8 protein-coding genes are annotated in these 19,050 nt (G+C 42.9%); 1 reads left to right on the top strand and 7 read right to left on the bottom strand.

Going from position 1 to position 19,050, the window contains the following annotated elements; all coding sequences use genetic code 11:
• Positions 1-2: 2 nt before the first annotated feature.
• Positions 3-3,173: a SusC/RagA family TonB-linked outer membrane protein gene (locus BHV72_RS18175; protein ID WP_122264025.1), complete on the bottom strand. Its 3,171-nt coding sequence runs from the start codon at positions 3,171-3,173 to the stop codon at positions 3-5.
• A gap of 173 nt (positions 3,174-3,346) precedes the next feature.
• A complete protein-coding gene (locus BHV72_RS18170) occupies positions 3,347-7,282 on the bottom strand; it encodes a hybrid sensor histidine kinase/response regulator transcription factor (RefSeq protein ID WP_286857317.1) in 3,936 nt (1,311 codons plus the stop codon).
• A 666-nt stretch (positions 7,283-7,948) separates the two neighbouring features.
• Between BHV72_RS18170 and BHV72_RS18165 the strand changes: the two genes are divergently transcribed.
• The gene (locus BHV72_RS18165) at positions 7,949-8,590 is read left to right on the top strand and encodes a carbohydrate-binding family 9-like protein (protein WP_286857315.1); all 642 of its coding nucleotides are present in this window, start codon (positions 7,949-7,951) and stop codon (positions 8,588-8,590) included.
• Positions 8,591-8,701: 111 nt separating this feature from the next.
• Here BHV72_RS18165 and lpxA read toward each other — a convergent pair whose 3' ends face one another.
• From lpxA to lacZ, 5 genes are all read right to left on the bottom strand, one after another.
• A complete protein-coding gene (gene lpxA / locus BHV72_RS18160; protein ID WP_022043132.1) occupies positions 8,702-9,472 on the bottom strand; it encodes an acyl-ACP--UDP-N-acetylglucosamine O-acyltransferase in 771 nt (256 codons plus the stop codon).
• An 18-nt stretch (positions 9,473-9,490) separates the two neighbouring features.
• Complete coding sequence (locus BHV72_RS18155; protein WP_005682455.1) at positions 9,491-10,882, bottom strand: TolC family protein; 1,392 nt, start codon at positions 10,880-10,882, stop codon at positions 9,491-9,493.
• An 11-nt stretch (positions 10,883-10,893) separates the two neighbouring features.
• Positions 10,894-14,322, bottom strand: coding sequence for an efflux RND transporter permease subunit (locus tag BHV72_RS18150; RefSeq protein WP_286857311.1), 3,429 nt, complete (start codon positions 14,320-14,322; stop codon positions 10,894-10,896).
• A gap of 15 nt (positions 14,323-14,337) precedes the next feature.
• A complete protein-coding gene (locus BHV72_RS18145; protein ID WP_005676955.1) occupies positions 14,338-15,513 on the bottom strand; it encodes an efflux RND transporter periplasmic adaptor subunit in 1,176 nt (391 codons plus the stop codon).
• A gap of 182 nt (positions 15,514-15,695) precedes the next feature.
• Complete coding sequence (gene lacZ, locus BHV72_RS18140; RefSeq protein ID WP_122295046.1) at positions 15,696-18,803, bottom strand: beta-galactosidase, LacZ type; 3,108 nt, start codon at positions 18,801-18,803, stop codon at positions 15,696-15,698.
• Positions 18,804-19,050 lie beyond the last annotated feature (247 nt).

Here is a 19,050-nt window from a genome sequence, read left to right as displayed (position 1 = left end):
TATTAGAAAGTTAAATCAATACCCATTTTCACTGTCATCGCTTGCGGAATACCACCTCGTTCACCTGCACCGTTGGAGCGTTCCGGATCCAGTCCCCGGTAATCCTTCTTCGTCCAGGTGAATAAATTGGAAGCGGAAACATATACTCTCATTTTCTCCATCTTCAGCGTACGGATGATGTTTAACGGCAGGTCATAGCTCAAAACCAGATTCTTCAGACGCAGATAAGTTCTATCCATCAGGAAATAGCTGTTGGCGTAGTCAACATTAGGACCGCTTTCAACCCACAAACGTGGGACTGTCTCACTCGGATGTTCCGGAGTCCAACGTTTCGTCCAATATTGGCCAAAATTGGAACCTTGGAATGTCGGAGTATAATATTCGCATGTTCCATAGGTATAAGCATCTGCAATCCCCTGAAAATCGGCACTGATATTTATACCTTTATACCCAAATGATAAATTTGCGCCAAATGTCCATGCCGGATATTCCGTTCCCAATATCTGACGGTCATTGGCATCAATCACTCCATCCGGTTTTCCTTCAGGGCCACTGATATCTTCAAATACCAAGTCACCCGGTCCTGCTCCTTTCACATGGGGAGAGTTATCCACTTCTTCCTGAGTCTGATAAATCTTGCCAGTCCATTTCAACATATAATAGGAATTCATCGGTTTATTGCGAGTCGTAATTTTATTACCACTGATATGACGGTCGGTCTCTCCGGTCATTCCAGGGTCTATGGCATTGACCTTATTTTGAATATGTGACATATTACCACCAATGGAGAAATGGAAGTCTTTCAATCTTTTCTGATAAGTAGCCGATAATTCAAAACCGCTGTTTTGCACTTCTGCCAGGTTGGTTAACACCGATTTGAATCCTGTCTCGTACGGCAATGGCGTATCGAATAAAATGTCTTTTGTCTTACGCATAAAGTAATCACCTTCCAGCACCAGCTCCGAATTGAACAGATGAAGATTAAAACCTACATTCGTCACATTGGTAGTCTCCCAGTGAATATCCGGGTTACCATAAGAAGTCGGAACAACGCCTGTTGCCACCTCATTCCCCCACACATAATTACCGTCATAACCGATCTTGGCAATATAAGGGAAATTATCGCTGCTATACTGGTTGCCGAGCTGTCCCCAGGAAGCACGCAGTTTTAGAAAGTTAATCGTAGGAATCTTCTTCATGAAATTTTCCTGCGTCAACACCCATCCCACAGAGAAAGAAGGGAATATACCATACTTGAAATTGGAACCGAATCTGGAAGAACCGTCACGACGCAGATTAAATTCGAAAAGATACTTGTCTGCAAAATCATAGTTCACACGTCCGAATTGGGAAAGAATGGCATATTGTGTCATACTGCTGCTATTTTGCACTGTGGAAGGATCTCCTGAATCGAGAATATGCACATAATTGGAGATGTACTTTCCTCTGGATGTATCAAAATAGTCGTAATTGGTCGCTTCATAGCTGGCAGCAACCATGGCTCTCATATGATGCCGGCCAATTGACTTGGAATATTCCATCTGAACATACGGGTTAATCCGGTAATCTCTGGCTGACGACATCTTCAAACTTCCGTTTCCATAATAACCGTCACTAATCACATCTTCCATATCGGCGCCTTCCGCAAGCAGTTCCTCATATCGCCAATTTTTAACCTCCGGACAGCCCTTCCACTCACTATAATCTCTTAATTGCACATTTGCATTGAAGTATGCATACACTTTCAGTTCAGGAAAAATGTCCCAACTCAAGAAAGCATTACCGTAAATGTTATTGTTTTTCTGATGAATCTCATTGTAAAGCATCTTGGTCAATGGATTCTCTCCTTGCACCTGTCCCGTATAGGACAAAGTCGTATTATCGGGCATCGCAATCGTACCGTCTGAGTTATAGGCCGGATTCAGAGGATTGGCACGCATCAGGTCAAGCGCAAAGACCTCATCTACACTTCCGTTCGGAGTGCGCTGATCGCCGTAAGTATAACCAATAGATGCTCCGATCTTTAATTTGGGAAGTACATAAGTATCCAGGTTCAGACGGGCAGTAATCCGTTTATAGTTACCACTGGATGCTATGGATCCCTGGTCCATATAGCCTAAAGAAAAGTAATATTTGGTCTTATTATTTCCGCCGCTTGCACTCATATTGTATTCCTGGGTAGTAGCCGTGCGAAAAATCTGATCAAACCAATCGGTAGAACACGCATCCCTGAATTTAGGTGTACGGTATCTTTCAATTACTTCATCCGGAAAAGCTGACTCTAATCCGGAGTTGATTCGCGCCTCATTCATCAGGAGCATAAATGTTTCTGGATCCGTCACCATGTCCGGCTTACTCTGGTCAGTCATCTTAGACCAAGAAAGGCCTGCACTTACATTAAAAGTTGACTTCCCTTCTGCTTTTCCTTTCTTTGTACTGACCAATACAACACCATTCGCAGCTTGCGAACCGTATATAGAAGCCGATGCAGCATCTTTCAAGACAGAGATACTTTCAATATCCGCTGGATTTACTACATCCATATTCGGAGAAATAACCCCATCAATCAAGATAAGAGGAGAAGTATTATTCAACGTACCGAGTCCGCGAATGGTGATCTGCGCACCGTCTGCACCTGCCATACCGGACGATTGTGCAATATGTACACCTGCTATCTTACCTGCCAAGCTCTGCGAAGCACTGGTAATAGGTCGACTCTCTAGTTGTTTCACATCAAGACTCGCCACTGCTCCAGTCAGGTTCACCTTTTTCTGTGCGCCATATCCCACTACAACGACTTCATCAAGAAGCTGCGAATTCTCTTTCAATATGACTTTTACATACTTCCGCCCTTTAATGGCAACTTCTTGCTCTTCAAAGCCAATATAAGATACAATTAGGATATCTTCCGATACATTTTCCAAAGAAAAGTTTCCATCCACATCAGTAATAGTTCCTTGATTGCTTCCTTTTAACTTTACATTGGCTCCAATCACCGCTTCTCCGTTTGTGTCGACGATTCGTCCCTTGACTATGCCGTTCTGCATAACCTGCAACTCCTCGTCTACTCCTAGCATTGCATAGGAAGGTTGCGTGTTTCCTATTAATAAAACAAATGTCGCTGTCAGGAATAAAGTCTTCCTTAACGAAATAAAGAAAAAATGTTTTTCCATAAAACTGATTTTAAAATTAACTATTCAAGGCATTGCACCCTCGTTTTGTCGCAAAACTAAGCAGGATGCATTGCCTAAAAGGGAAGTAATTCGGCTTTTTTAGGGTGAAATTCGGCTATTGGGCGATTCGGGGCAATTCGTGGTGAATAAATGAATCAGATAATCTGATCCAGCTATAAACTCAACACATATTGCTTGGGAGTCATATTCATCTTACGTTTGAAAAGATCACGGAAATGTTTCACATCATTGAATCCGCATTTGGAACATACAGTACCGATATTCGTCTCGCCTTCCTTAAAATATTGGACGGCTTTGAACAGGCGGTATTCATTTATAAATTCAACAACGGTCAGTCCGGTCATCCCTTTTATTTTACGGTACAAGGTGGAATGACTCATCCCCATTTGTTCCGCAAAAGCCATTATCTCAAAACTGGAATTATTCAGGTTATTATCAATAATCTCCCGACACTTCAACAGGAACTTCTGTTCTTCTTTGGAATATTTCTTTTCCGTTTTCGTCAATGAGTTCACCATCTCTGCCGATTCTACACGCGCCAACAGTTGATCGATCCGTTTACGGAGATATTTCAATGAAATCGGTTTGGTCAGATAAGCATCTGCGCCACAATCAAAAGCCACCATTTGGTCCTCCTCCGAGGTTTTGGCAGTCAACATAATGACAGGAATATGGGCCAGTTTTTTATCTCCTTTCATCAATTGCAGGAAATCCGTCCCATTCATTTTAGGCATCATCACATCGCAGATTACGATATCGGGTAATGTGGTTTGCACCAAAGAAAGTCCGTCTATACCATTACTTGCCTTTAATATCTTAAAATCACTGCTTAAGAAGCACTCCAGCATATCGAGTATCTCGCTCTCGTCATCTATTATTAATAAGGTGTGGGGGGCTGCCGGGGAAGAGGCCGACTCTGTCACGACAAGCATATTCTCTTTTACAGATTTCGGCACAATAATGATTTCTTCTTCCGAAGAAACAGGTTCATCCACTCTTTCTTTTTTGGGAAGCTCAACTATAAATTTAGCCCCTTTGTTCAGTTCACTGTCCACGCGTATCGTTCCGTCATGCAGTTCGACCAAGTGCTTTACAAAGGAAAGCCCGATACCATCCCCCGTAGAGAATATTTCGGTATTTTCTATCTGGAAAAAGCGATCGAATATAACTTCCTGAAATTCTTTTTGAATGCCGATGCCATTGTCTTCAACCACTAGCGTTACTTTTTCGTCCGTTTCATCGATAGATAATACGATTTTCCCTCCTTCCGGGGTATATTTAAAAGCATTGGAAATGAGATTGGACAAAAGAATCTCCATCTTTTCGGGATCAAACTCGACACGAATAATTGTCCGTGACGGCAAGAAATGAAAAATAATATTCTTCTGCTGGCAGAGAGCTTCATAATCCACCGTCAAGTCTTTACAGAAAGTGACCAGATTTAGTGATTGCGGCTCGAGTTTCAACTTTCCGGACTCCAGTTTACGGAAGTCTATAATTCGGCTAATCAGCTTGTTCAGTTTCATAGCGTTCCTGTACATACTCACCAGGAAAGATTTAGGAACCGAAACAGGCCCTCTGCCCTCCCTACTCGTTAGAAGTTCCTCCAAAGGAGAGGTTATCAAAAAAATAGGCGTACGCAGTTCATGCGTAATATTCGTATAAAAGCTTAGCTTTGCTTCGTTAATATTCTTAGCCGCTTTCTTCTCTATCTCATTCAAATGTACCAAATGTTTTATATTCAATTCATGACGGTATAGCCAGAATATAAAAATGATAAGTCCCAGGATTAGCAGGCCCCAAAGCGACAATGCCCAAGTGGTTTTCCACCAAGGGGGTGTGATAATAATCTTCAGGCAGGATGCCTTATCGGTCCATTGCCCTTCATTGTCGGAAGCCTTGACATAAAAATAATATTCTCCGGGGGGAATATTAGTATAGGATATCTGTCGGGCATGGGAGATTTCAGACCAGCCGTTTTCAAAATTCTCCATATAACAAGAGAATTGTACCTTGTCAGGGGAAATCAACTCCGGCGTTGAGAAATGAATCGTAAAGAAGTTCTGATCATATGACAAGTGTATATCCTCCGGTTGTATGCCATAGAGACTCACAACTTTATTCTCATGATTCAACAGTTCAAGATTGGTAAAATACACATGATTGACCTGTTCACCGTCATATTTAATATCTTCCGGTTTGAAACTGAACAATCCTCCCGTACTTCCAAAATACATTGTATCACCCTCTTGAAAACACGCGTTATAATTGAATTGGGTAGAAGTCAAGTTATCTTCCTTACCAAAACGAATAAACTTTCCATTGACAGGATTATAGCGGAACAAGCCATTATATGTACTCACCCATAAATAACCGGACTTGTCTTCCAACATCCCCACTACATTTGTATCCGTCAGGCCACTTTCAACTCCATACGGAGTGACTTCCCCGGAACTTTGGTCTAATTTATATAAACCGGCATATTCTATCGAGAACCATACTTGATTCTGGGAATCAATGAACATATACCGTACCATATTACCGGGGATGGGCGTTTTTTCTGATTCTTTAAAGTAATGTTCAAGAGGTTCTGTCGTCTTCCGGTCAAATTTATAAAGCCCATATCCCATCGTACAAAGCCAAATGACATCGTTTTCAAATATAATATTCAAAGCATTCAGGTTACTCAGATTGTCGATTACCGTGAATGTCTCGCTCTTTTTATTGAAACAATAAACGTCTTCGGCTATAATCCAAATATTACCCTCACCATCGTCCTTTATCTGCCATATTCTATTTGCACTCTCTTTATCTTTAACCGGTGGCAAGACATAATTCTTAAAAGTGTGACCGGATAGTGAATAGCGACTGAGTCCCTTGCCATATATTCCCAACCAGGCGAAATCATCATCCACTGATAACGACAAAAGATTGTCTCCCGAAATGCCGCTATTATGCGTTGTATATTTCAGTAGCTTGTCATTTTTTACATCATAAATATTCAGTCCTCCGCCGTCCAGTCCCACATACAACCGTTCCTTTTGAGAAACGACAGCGGTTACCATATCATACGAGAGTTTTTTATTTTGTATGCAGAAAGACTGAAACCAGTCGTAATGTTCCGAACTTGCATTCAGCCCTCCCCGGTATGTACCAATCCAAAGATTCTGTCTCCGATCTACAAACAATGAATAAATGGCATCACTACTCATATCACTTTCCCCCGAAGAAATGTCGGAACATCCTGATTCATTAAAAACCATCAGCCCGTTTCCATCTGTTCCAAATAATGTTTCATCTTTATAATCGACAATTGTCTTTACGCTTGACGGTATCCTGACTTCCAACTTTTCAAGGCTATTCTCTTTGTTCATCCTAAAAGCGAGACTTGGATAGCCTATACCAAAACCAAGAAAAATCATATCTTTATTTGTACTGTAATACAGACAGTCGCTCAGTATCTTTGAGTCAAACGGGAAATGAGCCCGAATCCTCATTTCATCGGGATCAATGACATACAAACCATCGGTGGCATGTCCGATCAATAAACCCTCTTTATAGCCTGAAATAGACAGCCATTCTATATTCTTTTTATAGTCACACGGTTCAAAGACACATCCTTCTTTACGCACCAATAGTTGATGCGAAAAGGTCAATATAAAGACACTCTCTTGATTCACTACGATATTTTTGATGCTTTCCGTTATCTTTTGTCTTTCACCTGTCGGAAGAATCCATTCGCACAAACGAAAATTATTCTCTTTATAAGAATAAAGATTCAATCCCCGTTCGGTTCCTACCCAAAGTTCATCTCCCAACGAAGCTACGACTTCCACATAGTTATTGATGATAGACAAACTATCTTGGGAGTCATGTCTGAAGATGGTAAAATCGACTCCGTCAAATTTGCACAATCCGTCGAATGTTCCCAACCAAATGAATCCCAAATGATCTTGGGTGATAGATTTCACTGTATTATTGGATAGACCATCCGACATATCCCAAAGTTTAAAATGCTCATAGTCGGCAAAAACACGGAGAGGAAGGATGATGAGTAGTATAAAAATTATTCTTTTTAGGTTTTTCATAATATAGCTATATCTTATAATACCACATTATTGTCCTATTAATATAAAAATTGTTCTTTGAAATATTGCAGTTCTTTAGTAGACAGGACATTAATGAGAGATCTCATAGATTAACGTAACAAATGTAGGGAAATTCTTTGTAATCCGACTATAAATAGCGTATAAATTAAGATGGTATGATGCAGTTGGTATTTAAAGGAATGAATACATGTACTCTAACCACATTTGTCAAGTTACAAGTATTTGTTTAAAAAGCCGGTAACCTGTTCAGGGAAGCACCGTTCAGATTGAATCTGATATATTTATATTACATCTTCTTATCTATATAAAAATACAAAATCATGCAGAGGAATATGATGCATTACAGAAACGTTCTTTTATCACCTATGAAAAACTGTATAAAGCAGTGGAGAATAGAAAAATATGATTATCGCCATACAAAACCGGCTTCGGAGTGAATACCGGAAATTCCTGTCTTAAATACCGCTTAATAGAACTTTCTATCTTTGTCTCCAGTTAGAGGGGAGGGTTAAACATTATCTTTTTCTTAATATTGTTTAAGTAGTTGATAATTAGCATTTATACAAAATATGTTGTTTTTATTTCATTTCAGTGAACCTTATTAGAAGAAAGTAACTATATTTGTATCATCCAAACAATAGAAATATGAAAGTAAAGAAAATTAGTGCGGCTAACGTGGAGGCTTGTTCGCTTCCCCGATTATTTGATGAAGAAAAGATAGATTTTCAACCGGTTCAATGTGTTAATTGGGCTGAATATCCCTACAAACCCAAAGTAAACTTTCGCATTGCTCACACGAAGAACTCTATCTTGTTACATTTTAAAGTTAAAGAAGCGAGTGTGCGTGCCAGATACGGAACGGACAACGGTTCTGTATGGACTGATTCCTGTGTGGAATTCTTTTCTATTCCGGCAGGTGACGGGGTGTATTATAATATAGAGTGCAACTGCATCGGAACAATCCTGATAGGTGTCGGTCCTGCCCGCAACGGTAGAGAACACGCTCCGAAGGAAGTGACTGATCTTGTGCAGCGCTGGTCAAGTTTGGGTGATACACCTTTTGAAGAACGTGTGGAAGAAACTGATTGGGAAGTTGCCTTGATTATTCCCTATGCTGTATTCTTTAAGCATCAGATCGAATCACTCGATGAGAAGGAGATAAAAGCTAACTTTTACAAGTGTGGTGACGAATTGCAGACCCCCCACTTCCTTTCATGGAATCCGATAAAAATAGAGACCCCGGACTTCCACCGTCCCGACTTCTTCGGTACGTTGGAGTTTGAATAATTACGAAACGGAAACGAAATAATAACTCACAGAGCGTCGCCCTACTATAAACAGAAAGGGTGACGCTTTTTTATTAGGCGTCACCCTTTCAATATTGAAAAGTAACTTTGCTTATTTCACGATTCCTCGTTCCGAAGCCTTCACGAAGTTAACGATATTCTCGATTTCTTCACTCATCGGGACCTGGTCGACAATCTTCTGTACAGCATCCTGAATACTGAAATTACCTTGATAAATCAGTCTGTATGCATTGGCGATGTGACGGAGGATCCTTTCGGATGTATTGTGATGTTGTGAAAGAACCACCGCGTTCACTCCATGGTATGCAACGGGGTTTCCGGACATAATTACATACGGAGGTACATCTTTAGAAATACGGCAACCACTCTGTACAAGTGTCCAGCTACCGATGTGGCAGTATTGGTGCAGAGTGACATTTCCACTTAGAATCACGCAGTCATCCAGTGTGCATTCTCCTGCAATAGTCGTACCGATACCTACCACACAGTTATTGTTGATTTGTACGTCATGGCAGAGGTGTACTTTATCCATTAGGTAATTTCCGTTACCGATCTTGGTAGCATTGCCGCCAAAGGTAGCACGGCTGATTACCACATTTTCGCGGATATCGTTGTTGTCACCGATAATCAGGCTACTTTCTTCTCCCGTGTAGTGGAAATCTTGCGGTTCCGCTCCCAGGACAGCATTCTGATGTATCTTGTTTCCTTTTCCCATTTTAGTACCTTGCAGGATACTGGCATAAGACATGATGACGCAGTCATCTCCGATTTCCACATTCTTTTCAATGTAGGCAAACGGCAGGACAGTTACATTCTTGCCAAGTTTTGCTTCGGGGTCTACGTAAGCTAACGGACTAATCATAATAGTATATGTTTAAAGTTATTCTTCTCTTCCACCACCTAGAGCCTGGTAAAGGCTGACTACGGCCTGCATCTGATCGAAGCAATCGGAAACCTGTGAGATTTGCGCGCTCAGATAAGATTGCTGTGCCGACAGTACTTCCAGATAAGTTGAAGTCCCTAAGTTAAACAATTCTTTTGTATCTTCCGAAGCTTTTTTAGCAGATTCTACTTGTAACCGGCGAGATTCTACCTTTTCGCTGGTTTTTTGGTATAAACTTAGCGCATTGCTGACCTCACTTCCGGCATTCAATAGTGCCTGCTGGAAGGATAGTTTCGCTGATTCTTCTTGTGCTTTTGCAGCTTTCAGACGAGCGATGTTTTGTCCCCGATAGAATAGAGGTTGTGTCAGAGAACCGACTGCAGAAGCCAGTAACTTGCCCGGATTGATAATCGCACTTCCGGCACTGTTTGTCCACCCGGCAGAACCGCTAAGAGTAATCTGCGGATAGAAAGCGGCACGTGCGGAGTTTGTATTATAGTAGCAACTAGCCAAAGCCATTTCTGCAGCTTTTACGTCCGGACGGTTGGATAATAACTGGATAGGTACACCGGCAGAAAGCTCTGTCGGAAGTACTTGCGCTTCCAGTGTACCGCGTTTGATAGCGTGCGGAGCTTCACCCAAAAATGTAGACAGAGCATTTTCCGTTTCACGGATACTCTGCTCGATGTCCGGAATGCTGGCAAGCACTTGGGCATAAGCAGCCTTGCTTTGTTCTACACCGGTTGAATTGATATTGTACATGGCAGCGTCTTTCATCGCTTCCATTGTTTCGGCATTCTTTTTCAGGATTTCGGCTGTAGACTTGGTTATTTCCAACTGACGGTCCAACATCATTAGTGTATAATACATATTGGCAATGTTGGAGATAACTTGCGTTTGTACAGCCTGACGGTAAGCTTTCGTCTGCTTTAAAGTGACCTGAGCATTCCGTTTGGAGTTCAGCAACTGCCCGAATAAGTCGACTTGCCAGCTGGCAGTGACGGGCAATGAATAGGTTTTGGTAGCTGCATTCTTGTCAAAGCTGCTGATTGTTCCTTGCGGAGACAGTCCCAAGGACGGAGCATAAGCCAGGCGTGCCGACAGCAGAGATGCTTCTGCTGCTTTTACATTTTGGGCAGCGGTCAAGAGGTCAGTGTTTTGTTTCAGTCCCGCTTCGATGAGAGACTGTAACTGCGGGTCGGTGAAGACTTCTCTCCACGGCAGATTGCCGAAGTTGGTTGTATCCGAAACCAGTGTATCATTCTCCGCAATCGGGTCACGATACAGCCCGGAAGTAGTAATGTCTTCGGGTCTGTCATACGACTTATAGATGTGGCAGCTACTCAGGAGAGCAGTTGCACACACCATATATAGAATCTGTTTCTTCATATCGAATTTCATTATTTAGCGTATTGTTCAATCTCAGTTACGGCATCCGTGTTGTCAATATCCTCCCATTCCATCGGTTTCACCTTCTCTTGTAAGTACTGGAAGATTACGAACAGTACAGGAACAATGAAAATCTGGCAAATCATACCGATTAACATACCACCGATAGAGGCAGTACCTAGTGTACGGTTACCGTGAGCACCTACTCCGAAGGCGAACATCAACGGAAGTAATCCGACTACCATCGCCAATGATGTCATTAAGATAGGACGGAGACGGGCACCGGCACCTAATACGGCTGCCCACGTGATACTCATGCCCATCTTACGACGATCGAGGGCGAACTCTACAATCAGAATTGCATTTTTCGCCAACAGACCCATCAACATGATTAACGCAATCTGCATATAGATATTGTTGGACATCGTACCGAGAATCATCTTTAACATCGAGATATTACCGATAGCGCTCACTCCGTTGACAAACAGGAAGCTGCCTAACAGACCGAACGGAACGGACAGCAACACGGCCAACGGAAGTATATAACTTTCGTACTGTGCACTCAGCAACAGGTAAACGAATACGAAGCAGAGGATGAAAATCAATCCGGTAGCACTTCCACTGCTCTGTGCCTCTTCACGTGCCATACCACCCAATTCGTAAGTATAACCGGCCGGAAGATTTTGACCGGCTACTTCTGCCAACGCAGTCAATGCCTGACCGGATGTATAACCGCTGGCAGGAGCCACCATCACTTTCATGGAAGTGTAAAGGTTGAAACGGCTGATGATATCCGGACCATATACTTTATCAACAGTGATGAATTGTGAAATAGGAGCCATTTCGCCGGCACTGTTGCGAACCTTGATATTTTTCAAGGATTCCAGGTTCTTACGTGATAGCGGGTCTGACTGAATCATTACACGATACATCTTACCGAAACGGTTGAAGTTGGATGCATACAGACCACCATAATATCCTTGCATGGTAGTAAGGATGTCACTCGGGCTGATGCCTGCTTTCTTACAAGCCGCCGCGTCAATATCAATCATGTATTGCGGGAAATTCGGGTTGAATGTTGTCTTCGCCGAATTGATTTCAGGACGGGCTTCCAGCGCAGCGGTATAATCGTTGACCACATCGAAGAACTTGTTCAGGTCTCCACCCGTCTTGTCCTGCATGTTCACTTCAATATCCGTAGATGCCGAGTAACCCGGAATCATCGGCGGAGCGAAGAACAATACCTGTGCTTCTTTGATGATTTTTTGTGCACGCATATATAAGGAACCTACGACAACGTCAGAGTTCTGTATCATCGAACGGTCGTCCCAGTCTTTCAACTTGATGATGAAAGAACCGTAGGATGGACCTTGTCCACCGATGAAACTGAAACCGGAAATCAATGTGCGTGAAGCTACGGCAGGATCAGAGGCAATCAGACTGTCTACACGTGCCAAGATTTCTTCCGAGTGGTCTTGTGATGTACCCGGCGGCAAGGTTACAGCTCCCATCAATGTACCGGTGTCTTCATTGGGTACCATACCTGTCGGAGTGGTGTTCATGAAGAACATAAGTAAGACAATAGAAGCAACGACCAGTCCCATAGACAACCACTTCTTTTGAATGAAGAACAATACGCGTTTCTTGTACCGTTTCAAAATAGATTCGTAGGTATCGTTGAATCTGTTCTTGAATTTATTCGTACTCATTCCGATTAATGCCAAAATACTAAGAAGTATGAAGATGGCAGTAATTATCGGATTGATGTTGAAAAGGCCGAAGATCATACCCAGTATGGCAACAAGTGTGAATGTGAGTGTGATTCCCGGATGCAGCATCTTTCCGATAGCTTCGGTGTATCTGTTGATCATTGTTGTATGAGCCGTTTTATAGGCTGTCTTCATACGCTCCTTCAATGGAGGAATATCTTCGGAATCTTCCTGTTTATGCGGTTTCAGAAGAACAGCACACAAGGCGGGGCTTAATGTCAAAGCATTCAAGGCGGACAGACCAATGGCAATAGCCATTGTCATACCAAACTGGCGGTAAAATGTTCCTGCCGTTCCACCCATGAAGCTTACCGGAACAAACACGGCCATCATGACTAGCGTAATGGATACGATAGCGCCACCTAACTCGTTCATCGCGTCGATAGAAGCCAGACGGGCGGAAGTGTATCCCTGGTCCAACTTGGCATGTACACCCTCGACAACCACAATGGCGTCATCGACCACAATCGCAATGGCGAGCACAAGCGCACATAACGTTAGCAAGTTCAAACTGAATCCCACTAAAGACAGTATGAAGAATGTACCGATAAGAGCTACCGGAATGGCAATAGTAGGAATCAATGTAGAACGTAAATCCTGCAAGAAGATATATACTACAATAAATACCAGGATGAATGCCTCAATCAATGTTTTCAATACCTCATGAATTGAAGCGAACAAGAAGTCGTTGGCATTCATGGAAACGTTTATCTTCAAACCGGCCGGCAGTGATTGGGAGGCTTCATCCAGTAATGCTTGAATGTCACTGATGGTTTGTGTCGCGTTTGTCCCTGCCATCTGATAAACAATACAGGTTACTGCTTTATGGCCGTTTACACGGTTGGTAAAGTTGTATCCCAAGCGGTCTAACTGGATTTCGGCGATGTCGTTCAAGCGAAGCACTTCACCGTCGGGCAAAGACTTGATGACGATATTCTCGAACTCTTCCGGCTGTTGCAGACGACCTTTGTAACGGATAGTATATTGGAAAGTCTGGTTACTGCGTTCACCGAATTGTCCCGGAGCAGCTTCCACGTTCTGTTCTGCCAGCGCTGCGGACACATCACCCGGAACCAACTTGTATTGCGCCATTACGTCCGGACGTAGCCAGATACGCATGGAGTAGTCCTGTCCCATTACAGAGGCGTCACCTACACCCGGTACGCGTTGAACTTGCGGAATCAAGTTGATTTTTGCGTAGTTCTCGATAAATGCTTCTGTGTATGTATCGCTTTCGTCATAAAGGGAAAATACCACCAGCATAGAAGTCTGACGTTTCTGTGTTGTCACGCCGACTTTGGTTACTTCGGCAGGCAGTAGTCCTTGTGCCATGGAAACACGATTCTGCACATTGACGGCAGCCATATCCGGATCTGTTCCCTGTTTGAAGTAAATGGAAATATCTCCGGCACCAGTGTTAGAGGCGTTGGAGGTCATATACATCATGTTTTCTACACCATTGATCTGTTCTTCCAACGGAGCGATTACGGAGTTCAATACGGTCGATGCACTCGCACCCGTATATGTGGCTCTTACCGATACGGTAGGAGGTGCGATGTCCGGATACTGCGTGATAGGCAGTGTTGCCAATCCGATAGCTCCCAAGATGACTATCAGGATAGAAATAACGGTTGATAGTACCGGACGGTTAATAAATCTATCTAATTTCATACGATTATCTGATTATTAATTGAAAGCTGTGGCTAGGTTACCGTCATGTTGGTCTTTCAAATGTTGTTGGTAGTTCGCTTCTTTTTGTGCGGGGGTGATCGGTTGAATCTTCTGACCGTCTTTCAGGTTTTGTACACCTTCGATTACGATTTTATCTCCTGCATTCAATCCGGAAGTGACCAGATATTCTTTTCCGTTATCCAAGTTGAAAATGCCGATTTCCGTATATTTTAACGTGTTGTCCGGTTGTAACACATAAACGAATTTCTTGTCCTGGATTTCCACTGTTGCCGATTGCGGGATGCTGATAACGTTTTCCATGTTGTAAGGAATCAGAACATTGGCAGTACCTCCACTGCGCAACACATGTTCCTTGTTGGGGAAAATAGCACGGATACTTACCGAACCGGTAGACTGGTCGATAACGCCTGTGATAGCGTCTACCTTACCTTCCATGGCGTATGTGGAGCCATCAATCAGCTGCAGCTTGATAGTTGGTATTTTGCTGATTTCTTCTTTGATGGTACTTCCGGATTTAGTCATAGCCAGTAATTCTTTTTCTGTCATGGAGAAGTATACATACACTTCATCGATCTCGGATACGGTAGTCATGGGCGTAGCGATAGAAGGGCTGACAAGCGCTCCTACACGATAAGGAATATTGTTGATTACACCGTCTGACGGACTCTTGACTTGTGTAAATGATAAATTCTGCTGAGCAGTGGTCAGTTGTGCCTTAGCTTGGGCCAGTTGTGCCTTGGTTTGTGCCAGAGAGTTTTCTGCCATTGCCAGATCATAGTCGCTGATGATTTGTTTCTTGTTCAGCTCTTTTTTGTTGTCATACGTCATTTGTTGAGTGCTCACTGCCGCTTCGGCTGTGGCAACTGCTGCTTTGGCAGTGCGTACGGCTGCTTCGTACTGAGTAGGATCGACAATGAACAGTACTTGTCCTTTGCGCACGGTAGCTCCTTCATCAACACATAATTTAGTGATGAAACCGGAAACCTGCGGACGAATTTCTACGTCTTGTTTACCTTTAATAGTAGCCGGATAAGCTGTCGTTAGATTTGCAGTTGATTTTTGTAATTCCTGTACTGCATATTCTGGGACTTTTCCCGTGTCATTGCCCTTATTGCCGCAACTGGACAGAAGGGCTAAGCAAAATGCAAATAAAACAATTCTACTTTTCATACTTCTTATTTATCTGTTTTTAAATTGATGCGTTTTGTTGCACGTGTGTTATTCTCTTGTATAGAGGGATGGTTTAAGGAAAAAAGGCCGGAAACTGATTTGATAGAATCAGTTTCCGGCTGCAAAAGTACTTTAAATTCGGTATTCTTGTTCTCTGATACCGTGTTTTTTAACTATGTTTTTTACTTTAGTTTATGATAGACGGGAGTCATAATAAAACTTAACTCATAATCTTGGTAAGGAAGTCTGTATTTCTCCAATGGAATAGCTCCCCAACTGTTGACACATGCAAGTCCTGTTTGTGCTTTATCAATACAGAAATTAGTGAAATTGGCTTTTTCTACTTCCGGTGAGTGACGCTGGTCTTTGCCGGCGCCGTCGTCCAGAGATTCGATCGTGTAATTCAGTGCGGAAGCAGAGAACGGAGCGTCTGAGACGAATTGCAATCCGTTACCACCGATATTTAACAGTCTCCACCAGCGGATATCTGTTTTTGTGCCGGTTTCCTGCGGACGGATGTACGGATAGAATTGTTCTTTTACCGTCTGGCGGTATTTGCCGAGCATAGCGGCGTGATTACGGTCCGAATAATTTTCTACCGGGCCACGTCCGTAATACTCAATTTCGTTAAATGCAAGAGGCATACGGAACTGCATACCGAAACGGAACATTTCAGAAACTTTCTTGCTCTTGTCAGCTACCATTTTCTGGTTCACCTTCACTGCACCCAAGTTATTGATAGTATAAGTCAAGAACAATTTTCCACCTATTGACTGCATATCATATTCGGCACGAACTACGGCCTGTTCGTCTTCAATCGCATGTTTCAGAGAAGTTAGTTTCAGTACCGGGTTCTTCCAGGCTGCATATCTGTTCTGTAATCCTGCTCCGTAATCATTGTCGGTTGGTGCACGCCAGAAGTTAGGAGTCAGGAGACTGCCGTCTTCCATTAGCTGCATTCCGTTTACGTCATAGCGGCAGAGATAACCGTTATGCTTGTTAAATTCGAGAGTGAAGTCCTCACCGTTAACAATCAGATAATTTCTGTCGTTATCCTGAATAGTAGGAACGATAACTGCAACATTGGAAGTCTGTTGGTTTTCCAGTTTCAGTTCCGGTGCTTTGTAATCGCGGATGCTTAGTTGGTCATAAGCAATGGTGGTTCCGGCAGGCAGGAGAGTTTCGGCAGCTTTAAGCTTGTAACTGACGTTGAGCAGCAGCTCCTTGCAAGGGCAGATATTCTTTGTGTCAAAAGGTAATTGGACTTTAACCGTCTGCTGAGGCGCTACTTTCAGGTCTGAAACAATGCCTGTCTGTACCACTTCTCCGTTTGCCAGTAATTTCCATTCCATATAATATGCGGAAAGGTCACGGAAGAAATTCTCGTTGAAAATATTAATTTCGCCTTTAGCAAGATCGGCAACAGTTGTCCAAATGTTCTGATAGAAATAGCCTACTTCATAAGCGTGCGGATTGGGCACACGGTCGGGACTAATCAGACCGTTGTCGCAGAAGTTATTATCCGAGCCGTCATATTTGTTGAAGTCGCCTCCGTAGCCGTAGATATCCACTCCGTCTTTATTTTTCCAATGGCAGGACTGGTCTACGAAGTCCCATATAAATCCACCCTGATATTTCGGATATTTGCGGATGATATCCCAGTATTCTTTGAATCCGCCTTGAGAATTACCCATAGCATGAGCGTATTCGCATTGAATCAACGGTTTCTGAATATTGCCTTCGGAATACTTGACGCACGCATCGTAGCCGTAGTACATCGGACAGAAAATGTCTGTAAATTCGCTGGTCCTCGCCTGTTCATACTGTACGGCACGTGATTTGTCTTCGTTTTTAATCCAAGTATAACATTTTTCAAAGTTCGGTCCCATACCGGCTTCGTTACCGAGTGACCAGAAGATGATAGAAGGGTGATTGTAACCGCGTTGAACATTGCGTTCGTTGCGTTCCAAATGAGCTTTGGCGTAACTTGGGTTTTTGGCGAGTGTCTTGTCACCGTAACCCATACCGTGGGATTCCACATTTGCCTCGGCTACTACGTACAGACCGTATTGGTCGCAGAGGTCATACCAACGGTTGTCGTCCGGATAGTGGCAGGTACGTACAGCATTGATATTAAGTTCTTTCATTACTTTGATATCTTGGAGCATACGTTCCACTGAAACCACATAACCACCGTCAGGGTCCATTTCGTGGCGGTCGGCTCCTTTGAAGAGTACCGGCTGGCCGTTTACAAGTATTTGTCCGCCCTTTAGTTCAATCTTGCGGAAACCTACTTTGATAGGAAGCACTTCTACGGTATTATTGCCGTTTTTCAGAGTGGCAGTCAGTGTGTAAAGATTAGGTGTTTCGGCAGTCCATTTGGCAGGATTGGAAATATTCAAAGTAGTGTTCAGCTTGCCGGAACCTTTCAGATCGGCAGTAGCTACACTGTTCCCTTGTGCATCTGTCAGGTTTAAGGCCACTGTGCCGCTACCTTTCAAGTCTACAGAGATATTCAATGTCCCGTCCTTATATTGGCTGTCGAGGTCGGGAGTTACACGAATATCCTGGATATATTTCTTATCGCGGGCATAAAGATAACAGTCGCGTCCCACACCGGAGTAGCGAAAGAAATCCTGATCTTCCAGATAAGTGCCGTCGCACCAACGGAATACTTGGAAAGCGATGATGTTTTTTCCTGGTTTCAGATAGTTTGTCAGGTTGAATTCAGCTTCCAATTTGCTGTCTTCGCTGTATCCCACATAGCGTCCGTTTACCCAAAGGTACATATTAGAAGTTACTGAACCGAAATGGGCAAAAATCTCTTTCCCTTTCCAGTCGGCGGGCAGAGTGATTTCTTTCCGGTAAGAACCTACATGATTGTTTTCAACGGGAACAAAGGGGGGATTGTTCTTGAACTGGCTTCTCCATGCATATCCTACGTTTACATAGATCGGGTCTCCGTATCCGTTTAACTCCCATACTCCGGGCACCTTAATGTTGTCCCAGCCCTTGTCATTGAAATTAGTCTGGAAGAAATCAGTCGGACGTGCATCCGCGTTTCTCACCCAATTGAATTTCCAAAGCCCGTTCAGGGTCATAAAATTCTTTGAGTTTTCTTTGATTCCGGCTTTGGCTTCATCAGCCGATGCATAGGCGAAATAATTAGTATGCATTGTCGAGCGGTTTACGGAATTCACTTCCGGATCTTTCCACTCATTGAAGTTTTGTGCTTGCATGGCGTTTAGTCCTAACGTGGCCAAGCAGCAAAATAGCAGTTGTTTCTTCATGGGTTTTTGTATTAGGTTTGAATTTCGGGAGTCAAAGATAGGGAATAATTTGATTAGTAAAGGAGAATAATGAATCTAATAAGTATATCTATGGTTCAATTTTAATTTATTTATGAACTGTAAAATGAAGTATAATAAAGATGCATTGTTTATGCATAGATTTGCGATGAAGGAAGAACTTGGTGAGTTGATCTTTGAAGTTTTATTTTTCGTGTATGTAAAGTCAATAAGAAACGATGAATTGGAT

The sequence above is a fragment of the Bacteroides sp. 43_46 genome (assembly GCF_001915455.1).
GTDB classification, from domain to species: domain Bacteria; phylum Bacteroidota; class Bacteroidia; order Bacteroidales; family Bacteroidaceae; genus Bacteroides; species Bacteroides caccae.
This window is presented reverse-complemented; position numbering and strand designations above follow the sequence as displayed.

Excerpts from the sequence above, each read along its gene's own strand:
- BHV72_RS18175 (WP_122264025.1), bottom strand. The coding sequence starts at position 3,173 with ATGGAAAAACATTTTTTCTTTATTTCGTTAAGGAAGACTTTATTCCTG.
- BHV72_RS18170 (WP_286857317.1), bottom strand. The coding sequence starts at position 7,282 with ATGAAAAACCTAAAAAGAATAATTTTTATACTACTCATCATCCTTCCT.
- BHV72_RS18165 (WP_286857315.1), top strand. The coding sequence starts at position 7,949 with ATGAAAGTAAAGAAAATTAGTGCGGCTAACGTGGAGGCTTGTTCGCTT.
- lpxA (WP_022043132.1), bottom strand. The coding sequence starts at position 9,472 with ATGATTAGTCCGTTAGCTTACGTAGACCCCGAAGCAAAACTTGGCAAG.
- BHV72_RS18155 (WP_005682455.1), bottom strand. The coding sequence starts at position 10,882 with ATGAAGAAACAGATTCTATATATGGTGTGTGCAACTGCTCTCCTGAGT.
- BHV72_RS18150 (WP_286857311.1), bottom strand. The coding sequence starts at position 14,322 with ATGAAATTAGATAGATTTATTAACCGTCCGGTACTATCAACCGTTATT.
- BHV72_RS18145 (WP_005676955.1), bottom strand. The coding sequence starts at position 15,513 with ATGAAAAGTAGAATTGTTTTATTTGCATTTTGCTTAGCCCTTCTGTCC.
- lacZ (WP_122295046.1), bottom strand. The coding sequence starts at position 18,803 with ATGAAGAAACAACTGCTATTTTGCTGCTTGGCCACGTTAGGACTAAAC.